The sequence below is a fragment of the Alkalihalobacterium elongatum genome, assembly GCF_019024285.1.
GTDB classification, from domain to species: domain Bacteria; phylum Bacillota; class Bacilli; order Bacillales; family Bacillaceae_F; genus Alkalihalobacterium; species Alkalihalobacterium elongatum.
Genome location: NZ_WMKZ01000014.1, coordinates 84,915 through 106,121, shown reverse-complemented (window position 1 = coordinate 106,121; position 21,207 = coordinate 84,915). Strand labels below are relative to the sequence as shown.

The following is a 21,207-nucleotide window of genomic DNA, read 5'->3' as shown; positions in this document are numbered from 1 at the left end:
CGGTGTAGCTCAATTGGTAGAGCAACTGACTTGTAATCAGTAGGTTGGGGGTTCAAGTCCTCTCGCCGGCACCATTTGTTATATTAAAAATTCATAATCAGTTAAAATAACAAATACACCTACTAGAAGGTGTTATTTTTTTTTGCCCAAATTTATGTAGTTATATAACAAATAGATTACATAATCTTTTCATTTTTAAATAATCTGACACATTTTTTAGTACTTATGCTAAAATGATGAAAGTTGTAAAAGATTGTCTAAAAGAGTAATTTTTCTTGTAAAGGTAGTATTGGGAGGATCCTTATGAATTGGTTTAACTCGAAAAGTGCCAAACATACTAAGAAAACTAGGCACAATAGAATAGTAGAAAAGTGTAAGAGTTTTATACATACATCTATACATAATGCAAAACTGGTGGTGAGTGTCGCTACGTGCTCAGCTGTATTACTAACTGGCCCTACTATATTAGCAAATGAAACTAATCATTCACCGTTAGATACCATTTTCCACGTATATGTTGATGGAGAGAGAATTGGTTCAATTGATGATGTTCAAGATTATGAGAAACTAGCAGAGAACAAAATCAAAGAATACAGCAAACAATATAAATCACTTAATCTAGTTATTGGTCAAAATGTTGAACTATTTCCTGAACGAGTATTTCAAGCTAGAACAAGAGCTGAACAAACACTTGAAAAATTAGATGAGCTTTTAACAGTTAAAGCTGAAGCTGTAGCTATAAAGTTTGACGAAGAAGTAAAATTATTCGTTGAGGAAGAAGAAACAGCTAAACAAGTAATCAATGAATTTAAGCTGCAATATATTTCCGAAGATGATTGGAAGTCATTTGAGGAACGTAAGGAAAAAGAAGACACAATAGAAGAACCAAACATCGGAGAAACAATAATTAAGAACGTTACTTTGTCAAAAGAGCCAGATTTTGAGTTTGAACTAGCAGAACCTAGTGAACTTTTATCAGTCGATGAAGCCATCAAAATGTTAAAACTAGGAACGCTAACCGAGGAGAAATATACAGTTTCACCTGGTGATGTTCTTGGTTCTATTGCAAGTGATCATCAATTGTCTACAAAAGAACTTCTTAGTCTTAATTCTGATATTACAGAGGATACACTATTACAGATTGGACAAAAAGTTAATGTAACGGCCTACAAGCCAATCGTTACAGTTTTAGTAGAGAAGCTATCATTAATAGAGGAAGAAATCACTTTCCAAACAGAGACTCGAGAAGATTCGTCGATGTGGAAGGGAGATTCAAAAGTCGTACAAGAAGGTAAACCGGGGAAGAGAATTGTCAGCTATGAAATTACCGAGCAAAATGGGCAAACGATTAAGCGCCAAGTAGTTGATGAAGAAGTTGTAGAAGAAGCAGTTAATAAGGTTGTCGTTCGAGGCACAAAGCAATCTACTTCGCGTGGAACAGGAAGTTTAGGCTGGCCAGCTGTTGGCGGTTATATTTCTAGTTATCAAGGAAATCGCTGGGGCCGATTCCATAAAGGAATTGATATTGCACGTCCAAGTAATTACAATATACTATCTGCAGATAACGGGACAGTCATATCAGCAGGATGGCAAGGCGGATACGGTAATACCATTCGAATTAACCATAATAATGGAATTGAAACGTTGTATGCACATTTAGAATCCATTGATGTTAGAGTAGGTCAGACTGTAGCTAAGGGTCAAAAAATCGGAATTATGGGAACCACAGGAAATTCCACTGGCATACACCTTCATTTTGAAGTATACCAAAATGGAAAACTTCAAAACCCAATGGACTACTTAAATCGTTAAAAGGTACACGGAGGCTGACTAATAGGTCAGCTTCTGTTTTTTTATAGAGAAGGTAAAGGTAAGATGTAACCAGGCACCTTCCGCTTTTCTATGTCTAGCTGCAGCGCCCAGCGTCTAGTGGACTTCGCTCTCCTCCTTACGATAAGTCAACATCGGCTCACTGCCGATCGCCGTGTATCCTTTATCTCATACGGAGGAGCTCCAGTCCTTACGCCGCTAAACGGTCGCTTCCGCTTTTCTATCAGGGAAGTAATGGTCATAAGCTATATATCTACTTTTGTTATTCAGTAATATGTTAAAATATGAAGATAAGTAAAACGTATACTAGGTTAGGGGCGATTAGAATGGATAACCGCATTCTTGTAGTAGATGATGAGAAGCCAATTGCAGATATTTTAAAGTTCAGCTTAGAAAAAGAAGGCTATCACGTAATGTGTGCACATGATGGAAATGAAGCAATTGAATTAGCTCTTAAAGAAGTTCCTGATTTAATTTTACTTGATATTATGTTGCCATATAAAGATGGAATGGAAGTATGTCGAGAAATTCGTAAGAGTCATGATATGCCAATTATTATGTTAACGGCAAAGGACTCTGAAATTGATAAAGTTTTAGGTCTTGAATTGGGTGCTGATGATTATGTAACGAAACCATTTAGCACACGTGAGCTTATAGCTCGCGTAAAGGCCAATTTAAGACGCCATAGTATAAAACCTGAAGAACAGAACCAAATGAAAGAGATCGTTGTTGGGGACCTTGTTATTAAGCCAGATGCTTACCTTGTGAAGCGTCGTGGTGAAGAGATTGAGTTAACTCATCGCGAGTTTGAATTGATTCATTATTTAGCTAATCACCTTGGACAGGTTATGACAAGGGAACACTTGCTTCAAGCTGTGTGGGGTTATGATTATTTTGGGGATGTAAGAACGGTAGATGTTACGGTTAGACGACTTCGTGAAAAAGTTGAAGATAATCCTAGTTATCCAGCTTGGATTATTACACGTAGAGGAGTCGGATATTATTTACGTCATCCTAGTCAGGAGAATTAATAATGGATAACAAGGTCGGTTTTTTTAAATCGATTCAATTTAAATTAATTATTATTTATGTTTTGTTGATTTTTATTGCCATTCAAATTACAGGAGTTTATTTTATCCGGCAATTAGAAGACCAACTAGTCAATAACTATACTGAAATGCTCGATGATCGAGCGAATCTTCTTGCCTATAGTATTGAACAAGAATTGGTAAAGCCTAGAGATGATAATACTTCCCTTACTAGGGATATTAATGTGTTATTAAGAGAGTTTTTCCCTATAGAAAACTCTGAAGCACAAGTAGTAGATATGAATAAAGTCGTATTAGCTACTTCGAAAGCACAGAATCGTCATATCGTTGGACAGCAAAGTACCGAAGTGCGAGTAAAGCGTGCCCTGCTAGGCTCAAAAGATGGTGCTTTTTTACGGGATCCAGAAACAGGGCATCGTATGCGTGTGATTGGAATGCCTGTAAAATCTGATTTTGAAACAATCGGTGCTATTTATATTGAAGCCTCCATGGAGGAAATCTATGACCAAATTAACCAGATTAATAACATTCTAGCTAAAGGTACGGTCATAGCGGTTGTGATTACAGCGATACTCGTTATCTTAATTGCAAGAACGATTACGAGACCGATTATTGAAATGAAGAAGCAGGCCAAACGGATGGGAGAAGGAGACTTTACTAGACAGGTTCAAGTCTATGGACGAGATGAAATCGGACAGTTAGCCATGTCGTTTAATGATTTAACTTTAAAGTTGAAGGAAGCCAACGCATCAACCGATCGAGAAAAGAAAAAACTCAGTTCGGTCCTTTCTCATATGACAGATGGTGTAATTGCGACCGATCAACACGGCAATATTATCTTAATGAATCAAAGAGCAGAACAATTACTCGAAACGACGAGTGAAGAGGCTTATTCTCAACCGCTTCCTGAAGTTTTAAGGTTGTCCGAGACATTTGCAGCGAATGAGTTAGACGATTTTAGTGAGTCGATCTTACTTGATTTTAGTACAGAGGAGCAAGACTTTTTAATACAAGCAAGCTTTTCTGTTATCCAAAAAGAGAATGGCCCAGTAACAGGAATTATTACGGTTCTTCATGATGTAACAGAACGCGAGAAGATTGAGCAAGAACGACGTGAGTTTGTTGCGAATGTGTCACATGAGTTAAGAACACCGTTGACGACGATGAAAAGCTATTTAGAAGCTCTAGAAGATGGAGCGATTCAAGATATAGAATTAGCGTCTAAGTTTTTAAATGTTACTCAAAACGAAACGGAACGTATGATCCGCTTAGTTAATGACTTATTACAATTATCGAAAATGGACAGTAAAGATTATCAATTTACATTTGAAGAAGTTGACTTCAACTTTTTCCTTCATAATATAGTGGATCGATTTGATATGATGGTTCGGGACAAAAACATACATTTTGTACGTACTATACCGAAGGAGCAAATGTTTGTAAGTATTGATAAAGATAAGATTACCCAAGTCATTGATAACATTATTTCCAACGCAATGAAATACTCACCCGATGGAGGAACGATTTCGGTTCAGTTGCTTCATCAAGGAAATAATTTACGCTTAAGTATAACGGACCAAGGTGTTGGTATTCCTCGTGAAAGCCAGCTAAAAATATTTGATCGTTTTTATCGTGTAGATAAAGCAAGGGCAAGAAATATCGGTGGAACAGGCCTAGGTTTAGCCATTGCAAAAGAACTTGTTCACGCACATCGAGGGGAAATATGGGTAGAAAGTGAGTATGGTGAAGGTACAACGATCCACTTTACATTACCGTATTCAACCTTTAAGAAAGGAGAGTCCAGTTATGTTTGAGAACATTAAATCTGCGACATTAACGTTTCTTGTTTTGCTCAGTCTCGTTCTCACTTGGCAGATTTGGACTTTCCAACCTAATTATGCGTTACTAAAAGATACAGATTATGTGAACAATCCCAATTTAAATGAAGAAAGAAATTTATCCGAAGTGGTTGTGCCAGAACAAATTGTATTCCATGTCAATGGTGAGCATTTTCTGTTAAATAATTCGGAAAAGCTTTTTGTTGAATTTCATGATCAGTGGCTATCTAGTCGAATAGAAGATGTCTCGTTGATGTCGAATTTGACGATGAGTCAAGTTTTAGAAGAAGCGATTGAGCTTGTATTTCCAGGACCGATTCCAGGTGATTTATTTTTAACGATGTTTGCCAATGTCGAAGATGACTTTATTATGCCAATTAATCATATTAATCGGATACTCGTCTACTCCAATCATGAAACAAATAAAGTTCATCTTCGTGTGCTTTCAAGTAAAGAACAAAGATTTTTAGATATTGAAACATCCTTTTCAACAACTGACTTTGAAGATCACTACGTGGCAAAAGCTAATCAATATATCAAAGCGTTTGATTATCCGATCGGTGAAGAGATGGGGCAATGGCGAAATTGGCTTTACTTGCCTGAAAATGCTATAAATGTTGAAACCATTTCGTATACAATTACCCCTGTGTCAGTGGATGTTTTTAAACAATTGCTTTTTAATGATCCGTTCTCAGTGAAGTACTTTAGTCAGGCGAACGGTGAAGAGTCTTATACAGATGGACATCGTTTAATAAATATAATCAATAGTGGAAATTTCATGGATTATATTAACCCAGTGTATAGTGAAAATCCTGAACGAGGCAGTAGAAATGTTATTTTAAGTAGTATCGATTTTATTAATGGACATGGTGGATGGACCGATCAATACATTCTATCCGAGTGGGTTTCAAATGAGGGCAAGGAAGAAGCGAAATTCCGTTTAAGGTTAAATGGCTATCCAGTTATATCTATGGGCGGGTACGATGTTATGAACTTACATGTACATCGTACAGGTAATCAAACATCGAGATATGTAAGACCTCTATTTGACCTTGATCAACAACCAATAGAATATGCCAGAACGTCGGTTGACTTACCTTCAGGTTATGAAGTAATTGAAAAACTAGAACAACGAGAGTTTTTCGATCAAACTCGATTAGAAGCTATAACGATTGGCTATGAAATGAAGAAATGGAATGCATTCGTAACCATAGAGCCCCATTGGTATATTTACTATGATAATATGTGGCAAAAAGTATCGTTTGAGGACTCAAAGGAACGTGAGGGAGACGATCATGGATTGGAGTAGAGCGAAAACGATTTTTATCATCACTTTTATTCTTTTGAATGGCTTTCTTTTTTATCAATTACGGGAGCTTAATCATCACAATCAAATCAATTTAATCATTGAAGCGACACTCCAAGAGCGTTTGAACGAGATGAATGTCACTATTGAGGATAACGTAGATGAGGAATTAGAATCGGGTCTATTGATAGTCGGTAAAAATATACAGATAACTGAAGATATGGTTAGTGGGTTGAAGAAGCAAGAGATTACGTTTTTAAATGAAACAACCATTATTTCAAGACTTGAGGAGCCGTTTCCGATCGAGAAAGAATCCATTAACGATCAAGTACAAGGTTTTCTAAATGACTTTGTCTTAAATGGAGATATGTATGAATTAAGTCGAATAGAGGACGATCGTAACCAACTGCTTTTTATGCAACAATACGGTGATAAAGTCATGTATTCTTTTGACGAGGCACCACTAATTCTTCAATTAAATGATCAGGATGAGATTGTTGCTTATCAGCAAATGTTATATGAGGTCGATGAATCTGGGAGAGAGCAAGAATTTCTCTCGGGTTTAAAAGCCATTGAACGTTTATTAAATGAGCAATTAATTAGTGCAAACCAGATCATTACTCAAGTCGACTTCGGCTACTATAGTTTCTTTAAACAACTTGGTGATATTCAAGTGTTTGCTCCAATGTGGAGAATATCAGTTGATGGTAAAGATTACTTAGTGAATGCGATTGATGGTTCGGTACAGGATGTATTTTAAATAGAATTGGATGAGATAACTGGAGTGATAATATGACTTTGCAATACAGTGTCCTAGCGAGTGGAAGCTCTGGGAATGCACTCTATGTAGCGACTGAAAACCAGCGGATCCTCATTGATGCTGGATTAAGTGGTAAAAAAATGGACGAGCTATTAAAAAATATTGGGTGCAACCCGAAAGAATTAGATGCCATTCTTGTTACTCATGAGCATAGTGATCATATAAAGGGTGTCGGGATACTCGCAAGAAAGTATGATCTTCCTATTTATGCAAATGCAAAGACATGGCAAGCAATGGAGAAAGACTTAGGAACGATATCAGCAGAACAAAAATTTCATTTTGAACGTGAAGAAGTAAAACAGTTTGGAGACCTCGAAGTAGAATCATTCGGTGTGTCACATGATGCTGCGGAGCCGATGTTTTACGTGTTTCACCATTCAGGAAAAAAGCTAGTGCTCGCAACGGACATGGGCTATGTGAGTGAACGGATTAAGGGCACGATTAAAAATGCGGACGCCTATATTTTCGAGTCCAATCATGATATTAATATGCTTCGTATGGGACGCTATCCATGGAGCGTTAAGCGACGTATTTTAAGTGATGTCGGTCACGTCTCCAATGAGGATGCTGCCTATGCTTTAGCCGATGTCGTCGGCGAGAGAACATCACGTGTCTATTTAGCTCATTTAAGTAAGGATAATAATATGAAAGACCTAGCAAGAATGACAGTTAGTCAAATTTTAGATGAACGAGATTGTGGCCATGGCCATAAGTTTAATCTATATGATACAGACCCAGATAAACCGACACAACTTACAGCCGTTTAATAGGAAAACTAGCAAAATACTAATAGTCGTAGTCGGAATTTTTGAGCAGAATGATAAAAGGAGTAGAGGCATTTTTGTCTCGCTCCTTTTTTGTTTATTATGCGATGACTAATGTCTCTGAAATGGTTCCAAGAAACAAAGAAAACAGCCTTAAAAAAAGCAAAGTTATAGCTGTAATGCCTTGTAAAATGCGTTTTTTGTTCGTAATTTTGGGAAATCTAGTGGATAGTGTGTGAAATATTCAAAAGTACACGACGGATGTAGACTTTTTACTCATGGCTTATATAATAAAATCAAAAGCAATTTATTTTGATTTATAGATAAGGGTGGTGGCAGACATGGGTTATTATGATGAACACTATTCTACTGAAACGAGACAGAACCGAAGAAATGGAAGAGGACTAGGTCTGTCAGCGTTTATTGGTGCTGTTGTAGGGGGATTAATGGTTCTTTTCTCGCTTCCATTTCTCTCGCAGATGGGACTTCTCCCATATGAGGTTGAACGGGCTGGTGCCCCCGTTGACGAAGTCATTGAAAGAACACCTGATGGTCTAGAGCAGGTCGTAAATGTATCGGTTAATACCGACATTACCGATGCAGTCGAAAAAGTATCAGATGCCGTAGTTGGGGTTATCAATCTTCAACAATCGAACTTTTGGTCAGAGGATCTAAATGAAGGAACGGGTTCAGGTGTTATTTATAAAAAAGCAAATGGAAAAGCATTTGTTGTAACCAATCACCACGTAATAGATGGAGCGAGACAAATTGAAGTTAGTTTAGCAGACGGGACGCGAGTCGAAGCGAAGCTACTGGGAGCAGATGTGATTACTGACTTAGCTGTTTTAGAAATCTCTGACGAAGGGGTCACTACTGTTGCTGAATTTGGAAACTCTGAAACATTGCGTGCAGGTGAACCCGCGATTGCGATTGGAAATCCATTAGGTCTACGATTTTCTAGTTCAGTTACCCAAGGAATTATAAGTGCGAAAGAAAGAAGTATCCCCGTTGATTTAACTGGAAATGGCCAAGTTGATTGGCATGCAGAAGTTTTACAAACAGACGCAGCAATTAACCCAGGAAACAGTGGAGGAGCACTTATTAATATTAAAGGACAGGTTATTGGAATTAACTCGATGAAGATTAACCAAAGTGCTGTAGAAGGAATTGGTTTTGCTATTCCTACAGCCGTCGCCGTTCCTGTCATCAATGATCTTGAGCGTTTTGGTGAGGTACAACGACCGCAAATGGGAGTTGGCATTCGTTCACTTTCTGAAATCCCAGGGTACCACTGGCAAGAAACATTGAAGCTGCCAGCAGAAGTGAAGGCAGGTGCATTTATTACAAGTGTATCGCCAATGTCGCCAGCTGAACGAGCAGGACTAAAAGAATACGATGTGATCGTCGATATCGATGGTACAGAAATTGAAAATAGTCACGATTTACGAAAATACTTATACTCGAAAACGAGAATTGGTGACGAGATTGAAGTGACCTATTATCGTGAAGGTAAAAAACAAACAACATTACTTCAGTTAGCAGAACAACAAAGCTTTTAATCTGTGGATAAATGCAAAGGAGATCATTCTTCTTTGCATTTTTTCTTTTATAACAGTTATCCACAAGCTAATAATTAAATCGATCCTTACAAGTAACGATAAGACGTTCAGGGTATGTTATAATAAAAGGCCGAAAGTAGAGAACGGATGTGAAGGGAGTTACAAAAATGAAGTATTTTTCTTGTGAAGAGCACGTTGACCTAGCGATGGAACATATTATTGATGAATGTGAGGCAGCACCAAACATGGAAATTTTATCAGATGAACAAAAATTATCCACAACTTGTTCCTTCTGTGAAGAGCATCCTACATACAGTATTACCGATTAAGGCGAACAAGTGTGTTGATATGTGGATAACTTATGTGGATAACTTTTTTAGTGTAAGGAGAGAAGACCTGTGAATATCTCAATTGTGACCGTTGGCAAGCTAAAAGAGAAATATTTAACAATGGGGATAAACGAGTATGTCAAACGCTTAGGTGCCTATGCCAAGATCGAAATCATTGAAGTTCCAGACGAAAAAGCACCAGAGCAATTAAGCGAAACCGAAATGGAACAAATCAAGCAAAAAGAAGGCGAAAAAATACTGGCGAAGGTTCACCCAGATGCTCATGTCATTGCACTCGCTATTCAAGGAAAGCAAATGTCATCCGAGCAACTAGCTGCCGAAATGGACAAGCTTGCGACCTATGGAAAAAGTAAAATTGCATTTATTATCGGCGGATCGTTAGGATTGAGTGATGAGGTATTAAAGCGAGCAAATGCGCAGCTCTCGTTTTCTAAGATGACTTTTCCTCACCAGCTTATGCGGCTGATCTTAGTCGAGCAGGTGTATCGTGCTTTTCGGATTAATCGGGGGGAACCTTATCATAAATAGTGGTAAAACAAAGGGTGGAAATAGTTATAAACAGAGTAAATGTTTAAATTACTTTAAAGAAGTACATATGAATATAAAATTCTTCTATTGGTTAGAAAAAAGGAATTACCAGTTTTATTTGAATGGTAATTCTTTTTTATCAATAATATTTATATATTCTTTTTATCTCTTTCTTGCATTTCTCTTACATTATCTGAGTGGTAAGGGGAACCATCAACTTCATTAACGGCACTAAATGGGTTACCATCTAAGTCAAAGAAATCAAAAAATTTCATCCCACCAAAATCGTCGATTTCGGTTGTAACTATGCCGTTGTTTTTAAAATGTTGATGAGCAGTTTCAATATCATCAACAACAAAATTAAAATAGGAATTCTTCTGATCACCTTTTATAATAAACTCAGTGGGTTGCGGAGATTCAACTTTCACCAAGGCTAATTGTGTTGACCCAGTTGGCAAATAAAGGCCAGCACCGCCCTCCCAACTATCTATTTTCTTTACACCAAGAAATTTAACATACCAATCTGTAGATTTTTCAATGTCTGTAACTGGAATGAATATACTACCTACTTTAAACATAATCTTCCCCCTTAAAATGAAATTCTCACTTATAACGTTTATAATAGTGCACTCTATGAATGGTATTATTACAGTATTAATTATTAGAGCTTCCTTTAGATTAGGGGCTCTTATTTATATTCTATGATACTACTTTAAAGTTTAAGAAGAAGCTAATCTTTTTAAAATGCACTCCATTACATTCGATAAATTTCCCTTTTTGAATTGCTGGATAAAATCACGGTATAACAATTCTATTACATCGTCTACACTAAATGTCAATTCTGGTTCTAAACTTGCTAAATCACTTAGAAATACCTCAAGTCTTAACGCTTTTTTTCGTTTAATTGTACAGTCTATTACCTTTTTTCTTTGTACCTCTTTATTGATATGTACTACTTCACTTTCTCCTCTATAATGGTGGATTTCGATGGGCTGTTTAATTCCAGAGTGTAACATTCGGTATAATTCGTAAGGGTTTTTGCTATGTTTAGTCTGATATAGAAAATCATCTAAAAGAATGCTGATTAGATTTGTTTGGGTAAATGGTTTATCAATTAATTCAGAAACATCTTCACAAAATAGCTCTCCTCGGAGAAACTCTGAAACTGGAACAGAAATCGTATATTTAAGGTCAATGGTAGGAGCAAACTTTCGCGCTAGATTATGGAGAGCTTTGTCTAAAAGCCCTGTAGGATTATATGTTAGTTCATTAAGTTCCTCTTCATATATCGTATATATTCTTTTATCCGTATAGGTTTTACTCATAGTATTTCCCTACTTTCTAAATTAACGTGGATAATTATCTTATATTAATAGATTATATTGCTAGTCTATTCGAGAGAGGATATTGGTAGAACGTTTAAAAGAATAAGATCTTGTATAAACTAATTAAATATACTAGCAGTAAAACTAGATGGGAGAGAAATGTATGGCTTCTAAAGGAAAAGAAAAGAAAAGTAGTCTTGAGGGAATTGATAAAAAACTATTAAAGAAATTTGCCCATGTAGCGAAAAAATCAAAAACAGTTACTTCTTTTAAAGCAAGATAATTTACATAACCTAAGATGTTCTAATAAAAGAGAGACAGCTTTTACAAGTAAGAAGTATATATTGAAAGTTGACGAGGCTGGCCCAAATTCGAAGGATCTGCCAATTAGTGTTGAACGGTATACCGACCAAGAGAGTAGTAATTATACTGCTCTCTTTTTTATTGGGGTTAAGGGAGGTTTGGGCATCAATAATTCGAAAATAAATGAACACTACATACTTCGATTACATAGTGTATAGGACAGATTATTTACAGTTAAAGAGGTGAATATAATGAAGAAGCCCGCTATTATTTACCATGATAAAAGCCCCTTTGTAGCTTATTATGAAAATGTAGCAAACGAGAAAGAATGTCAAGAGTTGATAGATTTAGCCACAGGGAGACTTCAACCTTCAGCTGTCTCTGGATACTCGAAAAAAATACTCTCCAACGCAAGGAAGTCAGAACAAGCTTGGTTCGACCATGATTTTAACGAAAATGTTCAACAAGTATGTGAGCGAATTGCCTCCATTGTTGGACAACCGCTAAACCATGCTGAAAAGCTGCAAGTTGTTAGGTATCAACCTGGTGGTAAGTTTGATGCACATTTTGATTCCTTTAATGTTTCTAGCAAACTAGGGAGAGAGAACTTACTTAAAGGAGGACACCGGATCTATACAGCCATTCTGTATTTGAATACTGTAAATGCTGGAGGAGAAACTTTTTTTCCTGACCTTTCTCTTGAAGTTTCCCCGTTTCAAGGAAACTTATTGGTTTTTGAAAATTTCAATACAAAAACAAATCGTCTCTTTTCACTTGCAAGGCATGGGTCTCGCTCGTTAAAGGCGGGGGAGAAATGGATTACCACCTTATGGTTTCGAGAAAAGCCACAATATTGAATAAAAATGAAAGTTTCTTATAGTAGATTGTATGTGTAGGACTGTCTTTTTTCTAACGCCAATTAATTATGCAAAAAAGTAGATTATTGATAACTATAAGACCGAAATTCGTAGGGGATGGAGGAAAGAATAATAAAGGACAAAAACTTGTTATTAAGGGAGAAAATATGGATAAAATCCTAATTACAGGTGCAGGTGGTAATTTAGGTTCGGGTGTAACAGGTTTGTTAAAATCGAGGCATCAACTCATTTTATCTGATATTGTTTCTATTAATACTAATATGGAATTTTATCAAGCAGATGTCAGTAAACCAGGGGCACTTGATAGAGCATCAGAGGGGGTTGATACCATTGTTCATACTGCCGCCTTACACGGGTATTACACTAGTAAGCGAAGTGAACGGGATTTTTTCAACTTGAATATGACTGGAACTTTTGAAATGTTTCAATCAGCTATCCGAAATCAAGTTCGCAAAGTTATTTGGATATCAAGCATGGATGTATACCGAAAAAGAACATCTGTTTATTCTTACACGAAGATTATGGGGGAGGAACTTTGCAAGTACTTTCATAAAACCCACGGATTAGAAGTGATAATTCTTCGTCCTGATGATTTTGTACCTACGATAACGCTTAGAGATTATGGGGAAAAACTACTTAATTGGGGAGTTGATCGTCGTGATGTAATTGAGTCTGTGAATTTGGCAGTACACTGTAAACAAAAATTTGGAATATACAACATCATAAGAGAAGATCCTTTTAGTATGGAGGATATTAGAAAGTATCCCCTATATCCAATTGAAATATGGAACAAAGTTTATCCAGGTGCTAAAAGAATTATAAAAAAACATAATATGAAATACCCAAACACTATCCAAATTTATGATTTAAGTCGAGAAAAGAAGGAACTTGGATATCTGCCTAAACAAAACTTTGGCTCATTTCTAAAAGAATATACTCGGGGTGGAACTATAGTCGAAAGTTAGATTATAAAAGAGAATAATGCGTTAACTGAAAAATTACTTTTGCTAAGTGAGGGACACTTTTTATGCTGTTCCTTTTATTTTTGCATTAAAAGAGTGAATTAACTAACTCTAAATTATATGAATAGGCGAGCAATATAGATAATAGAGTTACGATTACAGTGAACCGTACCAAAAATAAATACGTAATTTTATTTGAAGAACAATTAACGTTACCATAACGATAAAAGTATTGGTTTAGACACTCATTTCGGATATTCCCTTACGCAACAATTGGAGATTTATGCCAGGTAAACATAGATAAAGATTATGTTACTTTTTTTCATTAATCATCGCGTGAAGTGATAGCTATCAGCTAGATTAGTTGACTAAATTCCAACGCAACTGCACAACATAATGTTAGAATTTAACATTTCCTAATGGATTGGGGATTATGATTTTGCTTCTTTTTGGACTGTTTTTTCTGTTACTGTATGGCATTCTCGTCTTCTATATTGGCCAGAGTGGCTGGGGATGGATGAGGTCAAGGGTACAAAATAGCTTATCATGGAAAATAAAAGTCCTGTACATTGTTGTGTTGACGGTGGTTGCGACTTCGTTTATAACGGGCAGATTGTTTGAGAATGTTATTTTATATTTTGTCGGCTCGGTCTGGATGGCGATATTCTATTTATTGGTGCTTCTCTTGCCGCTTGTGCAATTGAGTGTCTGGTTCTTACGTAAAACTCAAGTGCCAAAGGAACATCTCGATAAATGGCCTGGAATGGTTATTGTTGGGCTAGTCTTTTTATTAGTTGGGTATGGAATGTACAATGCCTACAGCCCTACTGTACAAACCTACGATGTTCGTATTATGAAAGAAAACCCAACCATGGAGCACCTGAATATTGTCATGGCTTCAGATATGCATTTTGGGCTTCTTTTTGGTAAAGATCAGGCGAAGAAGATGGTGAAAAATATTAATAAGCTTGAACCAGATATCGTCTTGTTGCCAGGTGACATTGTTGATGATCAAATCAATCAGTTTATTAATCAAGGCATTGATGAAATCTTAGCTGAAATCGTTGCTCCTTTAGGTGTATATGTCTCACTCGGAAACCATGACAAGCACGATGGCCCAACGGATGAGTTAATTGAAACACTAGAGAGAGGCAATTTACGGGTATTGTACGATGAAGTAATACTAGTTAATGAGAATATCCTTTTAGTCGGGAGAAGAGATCGCAGAGACGCCCAACGTGAAGAGATCGCTGATTTAACTGAAGGGATTGACCTAACAAAAACCGTTATTTTAATGGATCACCAGCCTTATGATTTACAGATTGCCGAACAGCAAGGAATTGACCTAATGCTCTCTGGTCATACACATCTTGGCCAAGTCTTTCCTGGCCATTTAATTACTCAACGGATTTATGAAAACGATTGGGGCCATCTACAAAAAGGTCAGATACATTCCATTGTGTCCTCTGGATTCGGGTTTTGGGGACCACCTATTCGTATCGGTACTCGATCAGAACTTGTACAAATTGAGATAACGTTTGGGCTATAGATAACATTGGGTACGGTGGACTTTTACTTGCCTACTGGTCTTACGTTCACAAGGAAGATTTACTTTTATTAATTAAAACTCAACCTAAAAAACCAGGAAATCAGCGGTGATTTCCTGGTTTCTTTCATTAATAGATAACAACTGGATCGTAGACCCGTAAATTATCGTACACTTTTTTCATGACACTAGGAGGTACGTTAACGCAGCCATTTGATCCTTGATTATGGTAGGCAGTGCTTGACCAGTTACTTCTCCAGTCTGCGTCGTGGAAGCCTTGTCCGCTGTTAGTAAATGGCGCCCAATAATCTACGTCAATTGCGTAACTATCACTAGTAAGTGTGTATGGTGTCCGTTTAAAGAGGATGTACCACACTCCTCGTAATGTATCTTGATTTTTACTACGATCACCAGTAACTACATGGGTGGTTAAGACTAGCTCTCCTTCTCTATAAATCCACATACGCTGTTCTGCAATGGACACTTCGGCATAAGTATGACCGATGCCGTTGTTTGCCGTAACACCGTAGCCATAGCCTTCACCGCTCCAGCCATTTCCGTAAATATTAGAAGCGGAAATCGCTGTCTCACCTGTTTCAAAAGCTTCTTGAAGTATGGTTGTTTCTTCTTTAACATTAAGTGCCCAACCATAACCTTGTCCTTTAATGGATATAACTGACCCTGAATGCGTCTTAAAGGTAAAATCTTTTCCTAATGTTGATTGAGAATCGTTAATTTCAGCTACTTTGTCCTGAATCGTATGTGCGTTTATGATAACATCCATATCTTCTGATACAGAGGCACTTATAATAACATCACTAGCTTTTAAGGAATAAACTTGATCTTCTACCTTATAATCGATAGTATGCTGAAGAAAGTCTTGCAGCTTATTCACTTGATTTTGTACAAGCTCACTATCTTCCTTGATCGGTTCTAAATAGATAGGCTCTAAATAGATTTCACTCGTATAATCGTGATTGTCGAATTGATCTAATATACTAAAGACATCATACTGCTCACCATCGATACTTTCAGAAACAATAATTTCTCCATCTTCTAAAATGGCTTGGGCATTTACAGGAGCTATCAATTGATCATTCATGTCGATGAGTGTTTGTTCTAGCTCTGTTCTTAGATCTCCATGACGATATTCATCTAGTTTGCTCGGTACTAAAGAGTAAGTTTTAGCTTCTGTAGAAGGGAAAAAGGTTGATTGCTTTTTTAATATTCCTTTGATTTCAGGTAAGTCACTATCTGTAAATACCATCTTTGTTTCTGTTCCATCTAAAATGAGTTGGTCCCCAACATAGATTTCGTTTTTTAATGTAGATGTTTGTAGTTTTTCTAGCGCCTGAGAAGCTGTTAGCCCATTTACTTCTATGCCATTAATTGTAATATTTGAATTAAAATGTGTATTTTGATAGTAGATCAAGGCGGCCAATATAATGGCAATAGTAAAAATAATAATTGATAGAATATACTTCCACTTTTTATACCACTTAATTGGTCTTTTCAGTGGTAGATTATTTTTCTCAACAGATTGTTCTACAGCATACCCCACGTGTATCCCCCCAGGCCTTCGACGTTCTTAGACGTTATAATCTTTTATCCTACTTTTATTATAATCTTTTATTATTATTTTACTAGATAGAAAGGGGTATATTTTGTAACTTTTTGTAAGTTTGAGAAATTTTTATTGTTTTTTTGCACATTAGATTTATTTCTGTTGTTCGATTACTTTATCGGAAAGAAGGCCATCTGACGATAAAAAGGTACCTCAGTGAGGTACCTTTTCATTAAAGTGGTATTTGAAATTAATATCCAACAGGGACAAAGCCAGAATGATCAGTTTGGTAGCCAATGATGTCTGGTCGAGGAATCTCATTCCATCGTTCAGCGTCAACTTCGAATACTTCTTTTGATGCTAATCCATAGATTAGTTCTTGAATACCTAATGCATTTTGGCGAATATTATGGCCGCGAGCCCGTTGTCCTAAATTCCCTTCACGCGTATTTCCAGATGTTTCAAAGAAAATAGCTGGGTGACTATAATTGTCTTCGTTTAAGTTATTATAGTTTAGACCAAGCATCATAGCTGAAACAACGCCACCATGAATATCAATTTCAGTGAAGCCATTTCTACTGCTGCCCGTTGTGTAACGGTCAATATTAATAAATCCATAATCTTTTAAAGCATCATACACGTATACTTGCATTTGGCGTGTAATGTCTTCATATAAGCCGTCTTTAAGGTTTGGTAGAGTCGGTCCGCCTGGAGCTAATGAAATACCAAGCGACATCGTAATAGCCTCACCTGTTTGTGAATCTGTTTTTAAGCCTTGATGGTGAATGTCAATTCCGTAATCTGGCTTTACATCTGTCCAGTAACTGTACCAAGCTTTAGACTCAACGGCTTGAAATGCACCTGTAGCCCAGTCACGGTTCAAGTCTACTCTAGTGCCGCTATCACTTAATACGGTATGACGGATATTCATTTCACTTCCATCAGGATTATACATCGGGATGATATAAAGCGTAAGTTCTTCTAATACTTGACGGTATTGGGATGATTGATTGCTAATATACATTTGAAGCAAGTGCAATGAAGCTTCGGTTCCGTATGGCTCATCTCCGTGAATTCGGCTTTGGATCCACACCTTTTCAGGACCATTTCCAATTTTAGCGACGTATAAGTCACGGCCTTGTTCACTTTGACTATACTCATAACCTAATTCATCTAACGTAAATACTTCTAGCTCACCTTTACTTCTTTTTTCAAGGGCTTTCAACTCTTTAATCATGTCATCATACGTTATGATACTAGAGATATTCGTATTTCCTTCAGTAGATGGATGATTTTGCTTGGCAAATGCCGAAGAAGAAAAGACAGATAGTAACAAACAGATGCTCACTAAAAAAATAAGCGCTTTTCGCAAAACAATTACCCCCTATATAATTTTTTAATATGTAAGAATCGTTGTGGTGAAATCTAGCAATCACCGCCTCAATTCTATTGGTAAAAATTATAATCTAATATAGGAGGAGGAAAATATCCCCAAAAAGTCATTATTTCTTAGAGGAGAAGTAGGAAATATCAATTATGCGGGTATTTGTTCCTGTAGGTTACCAAAGGGTTTTATTTACAGAAAGTTCGGTTAATTATATATACCTACAAAATACTGAAAATTCAGACAAAAATAGAGGCAAACTAGCTTTTTTACTCGCTTTTATCTAAGGTAAATAATAGAAAATGAGTAAATAGGTCTAGTATGGAGTTTGGTGAAAATATAGAGAAGGAAAAGGTGTTTTACGGATAATCGTCTTCATAGCACAATATCTATTTTTGGATTGATAGCATACAGTGAAACAAGATTTTTCGAGGAGTAACTGTGATGGTATATAATATATAAAAAAAGGAGCTAACATTATAAGTTAGCTCCTAATGGTTTATTTTAATCTTGCTGCAAAACTTTTTCATTTACTTTTAGTGTACTTATGGTTGAAACAAGTTCTACCTTAGTAACTTCATGACCAGAGTTTCCTGGGAATGTGTCACCAAATTTAGGAATGCTTCCTTCGGTAGTTACTGACTTCAGACCTGTTAAATTAAAGCCCGTAATTTGAGTAGCTGTTCTTGCATGGTGTTCTACATTGCCATTAACTGCTGAAGTTCTTTTATGCTCAACAGTATGAGTTTTTTCACCCTTAGTTCCCTCACCAGTGGTCCATTCTACTGTAATTTCAAACGTTTCTACAGTCTCATAAGTAAACACTAGTTTATCAGCATAATCTTGTAATTGTTTGTTATTCCAACCTAAAGCTGTTTGAACATCACCTTTACCTACAAATCCTGTTCCTGATGTTGTATCGAAAGTTACCGCTGCAAATGTAGAACTTGCGAATAATGATACTGCTAATGCACCTGCTACTAATCCAGTTAATAATTTCTTCATCATCCATTTCTCCTCTTAAATTAAATTTTTTAAATTAAAATCAAATAAGAGGGTCGGTTACACTACCAGCTCCATATAACCCAAGTGTCCAAATGAAGGTTATACTTCTTCGCGTCCCATTCTTTTGAGATAAAACTAATTACCTGTTTGAAACGCTATACATGGATAATTTTCGTGGCCACATCAAATACCTATGTATAAATGCCTATAATTTCATTATAGTTAGAATGCAAAAAAAGGAAATATAATTTTATCGACAAATTCCAACATTGTTGGAGTAGTATAAGGCGGTTTGTTTCATACTTCTTTACCATTTAAAAAACCTAAAAGGGAATAAAGAACCAATCCCATGTCACATTGAAAATTTCTCTATTTTGTTATATTCTTAAAAAGGATACTAGGAAATGAATGCCTAGCTCTATTATAAATGGGACACAAAGCTAAAAAGCTAGTAACAGGTAAAGATTCTTTAGATAAATGCTAGAGTTTAAAGCCAAAGTAGGAGATAGCGGTTTATGCTACTCTTACTTTGGCTTTTTTAGTTGCCTAAAAAACGAATATAAAATCTAAGTTAGAAAGATGTGAGCTCTATTGGATATATTAAAAGATTTAGTATTCAACTTTTTTTTCATGTTCGTTTGTTATTGTGTTTTTATTTCTTTTCAATTAAAAAACCGTGGGGCATTTAACCTGAATAAAGTTAGTTTGAATTTTTTCGCAGCATTGGCTGTAATCCTCTGTATGTCTTTTCCCATTCAAACTGCTCAAGGCTTTTTGTTTGATTTGAGATTAGTACCTATTGCTTTGGCTGGTTTATATGGAGGATGGCGGACGATTTTTCTGCTCGTTAGCATTTTAATTGGGTATCGACTGCTTCTGGGAGGTGACGGGGTTTCTCTTGCCATTTTTGTTGCACTGTTCCATGGGTTATTTATTGGGTCTTTATCTCGGTGGTTTCTTTCTCTTGTGTATCGTCAGCGAATATTACTAAGTTTAGCAGTAGGTTTCATAACACCTGTTCCTTGTCTTGTTGCTATAGGAATTGTATATAATGAAGTATTATCATCGGTACTTATTTTTAATATCGTTCTCCTGCACTTGTTAACAATCACTTTTTTTGTTGCGTTAAGTGAGACCATTCATAAGCTGAGAAATTTGAATGAACATGTTATTCGCTCAGAGAAGATGGAGATTGTCAGCCATGTTGCTTCTAGTTTTACGCACGAAATTCGAAATCCGATGACGACTGTTAAAGGCTTTTTACAGTTAATGAAAAGTCCTAGCATTAAAAGAAAAGAGTTAGATAAATATGTTTCGATAGCCATAAGTGAAGTGGAACGAGCAGAAAATATTATTACAGAATATTTGTCATTTACAAAACCAACGAATGGTGAATTAGAGATTATAGACGGAGATGATTTAGTCCAAAGTTCAATTGAAGTCATACGTCCATTGGCAAATGCCAATTGTGTAGATATAAAAACTAACTCATTGACGTTTTCAATTAAGGCAAATAAACAAAAATTGCAGCAAGCTTTAATTAATTTGTATAAAAATGCGATTGAAGCTATGCCTAATGGCGGAACACTGTATGTTTCTTTAGAGGCTAAAAATGGCTTTATATTTTTAACAATTAAAGATACAGGAATTGGTATGTCAGAGGAACAATTAAGCCGGCTAGGGGAGCCATATTTTTCTTCAAAAGGTGACAAAGGCACAGGTCTTGGCATGATGGTTGTCTATAATATTGTTGAAGCTATTGGTGGAACGATTAATGTAGTTAGTCAACCTGGAAAAGGTACAGCATTTATCTTAAAATTACCAATAAGCTCTATTGACCATGAGAAAAAACTGTTGAAAGATGAGCAGCAGGAGTTATCCAATCATTAGATTATTGTCAGATTAAGAGAATAATGATATTCTAATATGGACTGGTGTCTTGCTGGCATTGGTAATTTACTTATCTTTTTGGAACTAATTCGTATTTTTTAAATAATTATAAATAAATTTTGTATGGTAAATGGTAGAAACTATTGAATAATAGCCCGTCTATCCATGGCCTAACTTCCCTATGAGTGGGAGTTAGGCCTTTTTTTATTTTATTTGTAATAAATTGAAATTATAGAAGATTTTTGTAAATAAAATAATGGCTAACGGTTCAAAGGTAATAGCCATAGTCTTTGAGAAGAGTGTTTT

Annotated in this window: 18 protein-coding genes and 1 riboswitch; of the genes, 13 read left to right on the top strand and 5 right to left on the bottom strand. The window is 36.2% G+C overall.

What is annotated here, in order from left to right:
* Positions 1–303 precede the first annotated feature (303 nt).
* From GKP30_RS14565 to rlmH, 9 genes are all read left to right on the top strand, one after another.
* Positions 304–1,812, top strand: coding sequence for a peptidoglycan DD-metalloendopeptidase family protein (locus tag GKP30_RS14565; protein ID WP_216830174.1), 1,509 nt, complete (start codon positions 304–306; stop codon positions 1,810–1,812).
* Positions 1,813–2,156: 344 nt separating this feature from the next.
* Positions 2,157–2,861 carry a response regulator YycF gene (gene yycF, locus GKP30_RS14560; protein WP_216830173.1) on the top strand — a complete coding sequence of 235 codons (705 nt, stop codon included), beginning with the start codon at positions 2,157–2,159 and terminating at the stop codon, positions 2,859–2,861.
* 2 nt (positions 2,862–2,863) lie between these two features.
* Positions 2,864–4,693, top strand: coding sequence for a cell wall metabolism sensor histidine kinase WalK (gene walK, locus GKP30_RS14555; RefSeq protein WP_216830172.1), 1,830 nt, complete (start codon positions 2,864–2,866; stop codon positions 4,691–4,693).
* Positions 4,686–6,026: a YycH family regulatory protein gene (locus GKP30_RS14550; protein WP_216830171.1), complete on the top strand. Its 1,341-nt coding sequence runs from the start codon at positions 4,686–4,688 to the stop codon at positions 6,024–6,026. The genes walK and GKP30_RS14550 overlap by 8 nt, the downstream gene beginning before the upstream one ends.
* Entirely contained in the window at positions 6,013–6,783 is a 771-nt protein-coding gene (locus GKP30_RS14545) for a two-component system regulatory protein YycI (protein WP_216830170.1), read from the top strand. The genes GKP30_RS14550 and GKP30_RS14545 overlap by 14 nt, the downstream gene beginning before the upstream one ends.
* A gap of 32 nt (positions 6,784–6,815) precedes the next feature.
* The gene (locus tag GKP30_RS14540) at positions 6,816–7,610 is read left to right on the top strand and encodes an MBL fold metallo-hydrolase (RefSeq protein ID WP_216830169.1); all 795 of its coding nucleotides are present in this window, start codon (positions 6,816–6,818) and stop codon (positions 7,608–7,610) included.
* Between the two features lie 338 nt (positions 7,611–7,948).
* On the top strand, positions 7,949–9,166 hold the full coding sequence (locus tag GKP30_RS14535; RefSeq protein WP_216830168.1) for a S1C family serine protease: 1,218 nt from the start codon (positions 7,949–7,951) through the stop codon (positions 9,164–9,166).
* A 167-nt stretch (positions 9,167–9,333) separates the two neighbouring features.
* Positions 9,334–9,495 (top strand): CxxH/CxxC protein, encoded by a 162-nt coding sequence (locus tag GKP30_RS14530; protein ID WP_216830167.1) that lies wholly within the window; start codon positions 9,334–9,336, stop codon positions 9,493–9,495.
* Between the two features lie 69 nt (positions 9,496–9,564).
* On the top strand, positions 9,565–10,044 hold the full coding sequence (gene rlmH / locus GKP30_RS14525) for a 23S rRNA (pseudouridine(1915)-N(3))-methyltransferase RlmH (RefSeq protein WP_216830166.1): 480 nt from the start codon (positions 9,565–9,567) through the stop codon (positions 10,042–10,044).
* Between the two features lie 149 nt (positions 10,045–10,193).
* On the opposite strand, the gene GKP30_RS14520 is transcribed toward rlmH, so the two are convergent.
* Entirely contained in the window at positions 10,194–10,622 is a 429-nt protein-coding gene (locus GKP30_RS14520; RefSeq protein WP_216830165.1) for a VOC family protein, read from the bottom strand.
* A 141-nt stretch (positions 10,623–10,763) separates the two neighbouring features.
* A complete protein-coding gene (locus GKP30_RS14515) occupies positions 10,764–11,369 on the bottom strand; it encodes a hypothetical protein (protein WP_216830164.1) in 606 nt (201 codons plus the stop codon).
* A 554-nt stretch (positions 11,370–11,923) separates the two neighbouring features.
* On the opposite strand from GKP30_RS14515, the gene GKP30_RS14510 reads away from it, so the two are divergent.
* From GKP30_RS14510 to GKP30_RS14500, 3 genes are all read left to right on the top strand, one after another.
* Positions 11,924–12,529 (top strand): prolyl hydroxylase family protein, encoded by a 606-nt coding sequence (locus GKP30_RS14510; RefSeq protein WP_216830163.1) that lies wholly within the window; start codon positions 11,924–11,926, stop codon positions 12,527–12,529.
* A 167-nt stretch (positions 12,530–12,696) separates the two neighbouring features.
* The gene (locus tag GKP30_RS14505) at positions 12,697–13,515 is read left to right on the top strand and encodes an NAD-dependent epimerase/dehydratase family protein (RefSeq protein WP_216830162.1); all 819 of its coding nucleotides are present in this window, start codon (positions 12,697–12,699) and stop codon (positions 13,513–13,515) included.
* 430 nt (positions 13,516–13,945) lie between these two features.
* A complete protein-coding gene (locus tag GKP30_RS14500) occupies positions 13,946–15,061 on the top strand; it encodes a metallophosphoesterase (protein WP_236035103.1) in 1,116 nt (371 codons plus the stop codon).
* A gap of 127 nt (positions 15,062–15,188) precedes the next feature.
* On the opposite strand, the gene GKP30_RS14495 is transcribed toward GKP30_RS14500, so the two are convergent.
* The 3 genes from GKP30_RS14495 to GKP30_RS14485 all read right to left on the bottom strand — a co-directional run bounded on the left by GKP30_RS14495 (position 15,189) and on the right by GKP30_RS14485 (position 19,014).
* On the bottom strand, positions 15,189–16,619 hold the full coding sequence (locus GKP30_RS14495) for a L,D-transpeptidase (RefSeq protein ID WP_328703166.1): 1,431 nt from the start codon (positions 16,617–16,619) through the stop codon (positions 15,189–15,191).
* 253 nt (positions 16,620–16,872) lie between these two features.
* The gene (locus tag GKP30_RS14490) at positions 16,873–17,994 is read right to left on the bottom strand and encodes a M14 family zinc carboxypeptidase (RefSeq protein WP_216830161.1); all 1,122 of its coding nucleotides are present in this window, start codon (positions 17,992–17,994) and stop codon (positions 16,873–16,875) included.
* A 516-nt stretch (positions 17,995–18,510) separates the two neighbouring features.
* A complete protein-coding gene (locus GKP30_RS14485) occupies positions 18,511–19,014 on the bottom strand; it encodes a hypothetical protein (protein ID WP_216830160.1) in 504 nt (167 codons plus the stop codon).
* A 39-nt stretch (positions 19,015–19,053) separates the two neighbouring features.
* Positions 19,054–19,137, bottom strand: a riboswitch (cyclic di-GMP riboswitch).
* Between the two features lie 465 nt (positions 19,138–19,602).
* Here GKP30_RS14485 and GKP30_RS14480 point away from each other — a divergent pair.
* On the top strand, positions 19,603–20,901 hold the full coding sequence (locus GKP30_RS14480; RefSeq protein ID WP_216830159.1) for an ATP-binding protein: 1,299 nt from the start codon (positions 19,603–19,605) through the stop codon (positions 20,899–20,901).
* Positions 20,902–21,207 lie beyond the last annotated feature (306 nt).

Bases quoted from the DNA above. Each gene is read 5' to 3' on its own strand.
- walK (WP_216830172.1), top strand. From the start codon at position 2,864: ATGGATAACAAGGTCGGTTTTTTTAAATCGATTCAATTTAAATTAATT.
- GKP30_RS14505 (WP_216830162.1), top strand. From the start codon at position 12,697: ATGGATAAAATCCTAATTACAGGTGCAGGTGGTAATTTAGGTTCGGGT.
- GKP30_RS14515 (WP_216830164.1), bottom strand. From the start codon at position 11,369: ATGAGTAAAACCTATACGGATAAAAGAATATATACGATATATGAAGAG.
- GKP30_RS14550 (WP_216830171.1), top strand. From the start codon at position 4,686: ATGTTTGAGAACATTAAATCTGCGACATTAACGTTTCTTGTTTTGCTC.
- yycF (WP_216830173.1), top strand. From the start codon at position 2,157: ATGGATAACCGCATTCTTGTAGTAGATGATGAGAAGCCAATTGCAGAT.
- GKP30_RS14510 (WP_216830163.1), top strand. From the start codon at position 11,924: ATGAAGAAGCCCGCTATTATTTACCATGATAAAAGCCCCTTTGTAGCT.
- GKP30_RS14520 (WP_216830165.1), bottom strand. From the start codon at position 10,622: ATGTTTAAAGTAGGTAGTATATTCATTCCAGTTACAGACATTGAAAAA.
- GKP30_RS14535 (WP_216830168.1), top strand. From the start codon at position 7,949: ATGGGTTATTATGATGAACACTATTCTACTGAAACGAGACAGAACCGA.
- GKP30_RS14540 (WP_216830169.1), top strand. From the start codon at position 6,816: ATGACTTTGCAATACAGTGTCCTAGCGAGTGGAAGCTCTGGGAATGCA.
- GKP30_RS14530 (WP_216830167.1), top strand. From the start codon at position 9,334: ATGAAGTATTTTTCTTGTGAAGAGCACGTTGACCTAGCGATGGAACAT.
- GKP30_RS14485 (WP_216830160.1), bottom strand. From the start codon at position 19,014: ATGATGAAGAAATTATTAACTGGATTAGTAGCAGGTGCATTAGCAGTA.
- GKP30_RS14545 (WP_216830170.1), top strand. From the start codon at position 6,013: ATGGATTGGAGTAGAGCGAAAACGATTTTTATCATCACTTTTATTCTT.
- GKP30_RS14565 (WP_216830174.1), top strand. From the start codon at position 304: ATGAATTGGTTTAACTCGAAAAGTGCCAAACATACTAAGAAAACTAGG.
- GKP30_RS14500 (WP_236035103.1), top strand. From the start codon at position 13,946: ATGATTTTGCTTCTTTTTGGACTGTTTTTTCTGTTACTGTATGGCATT.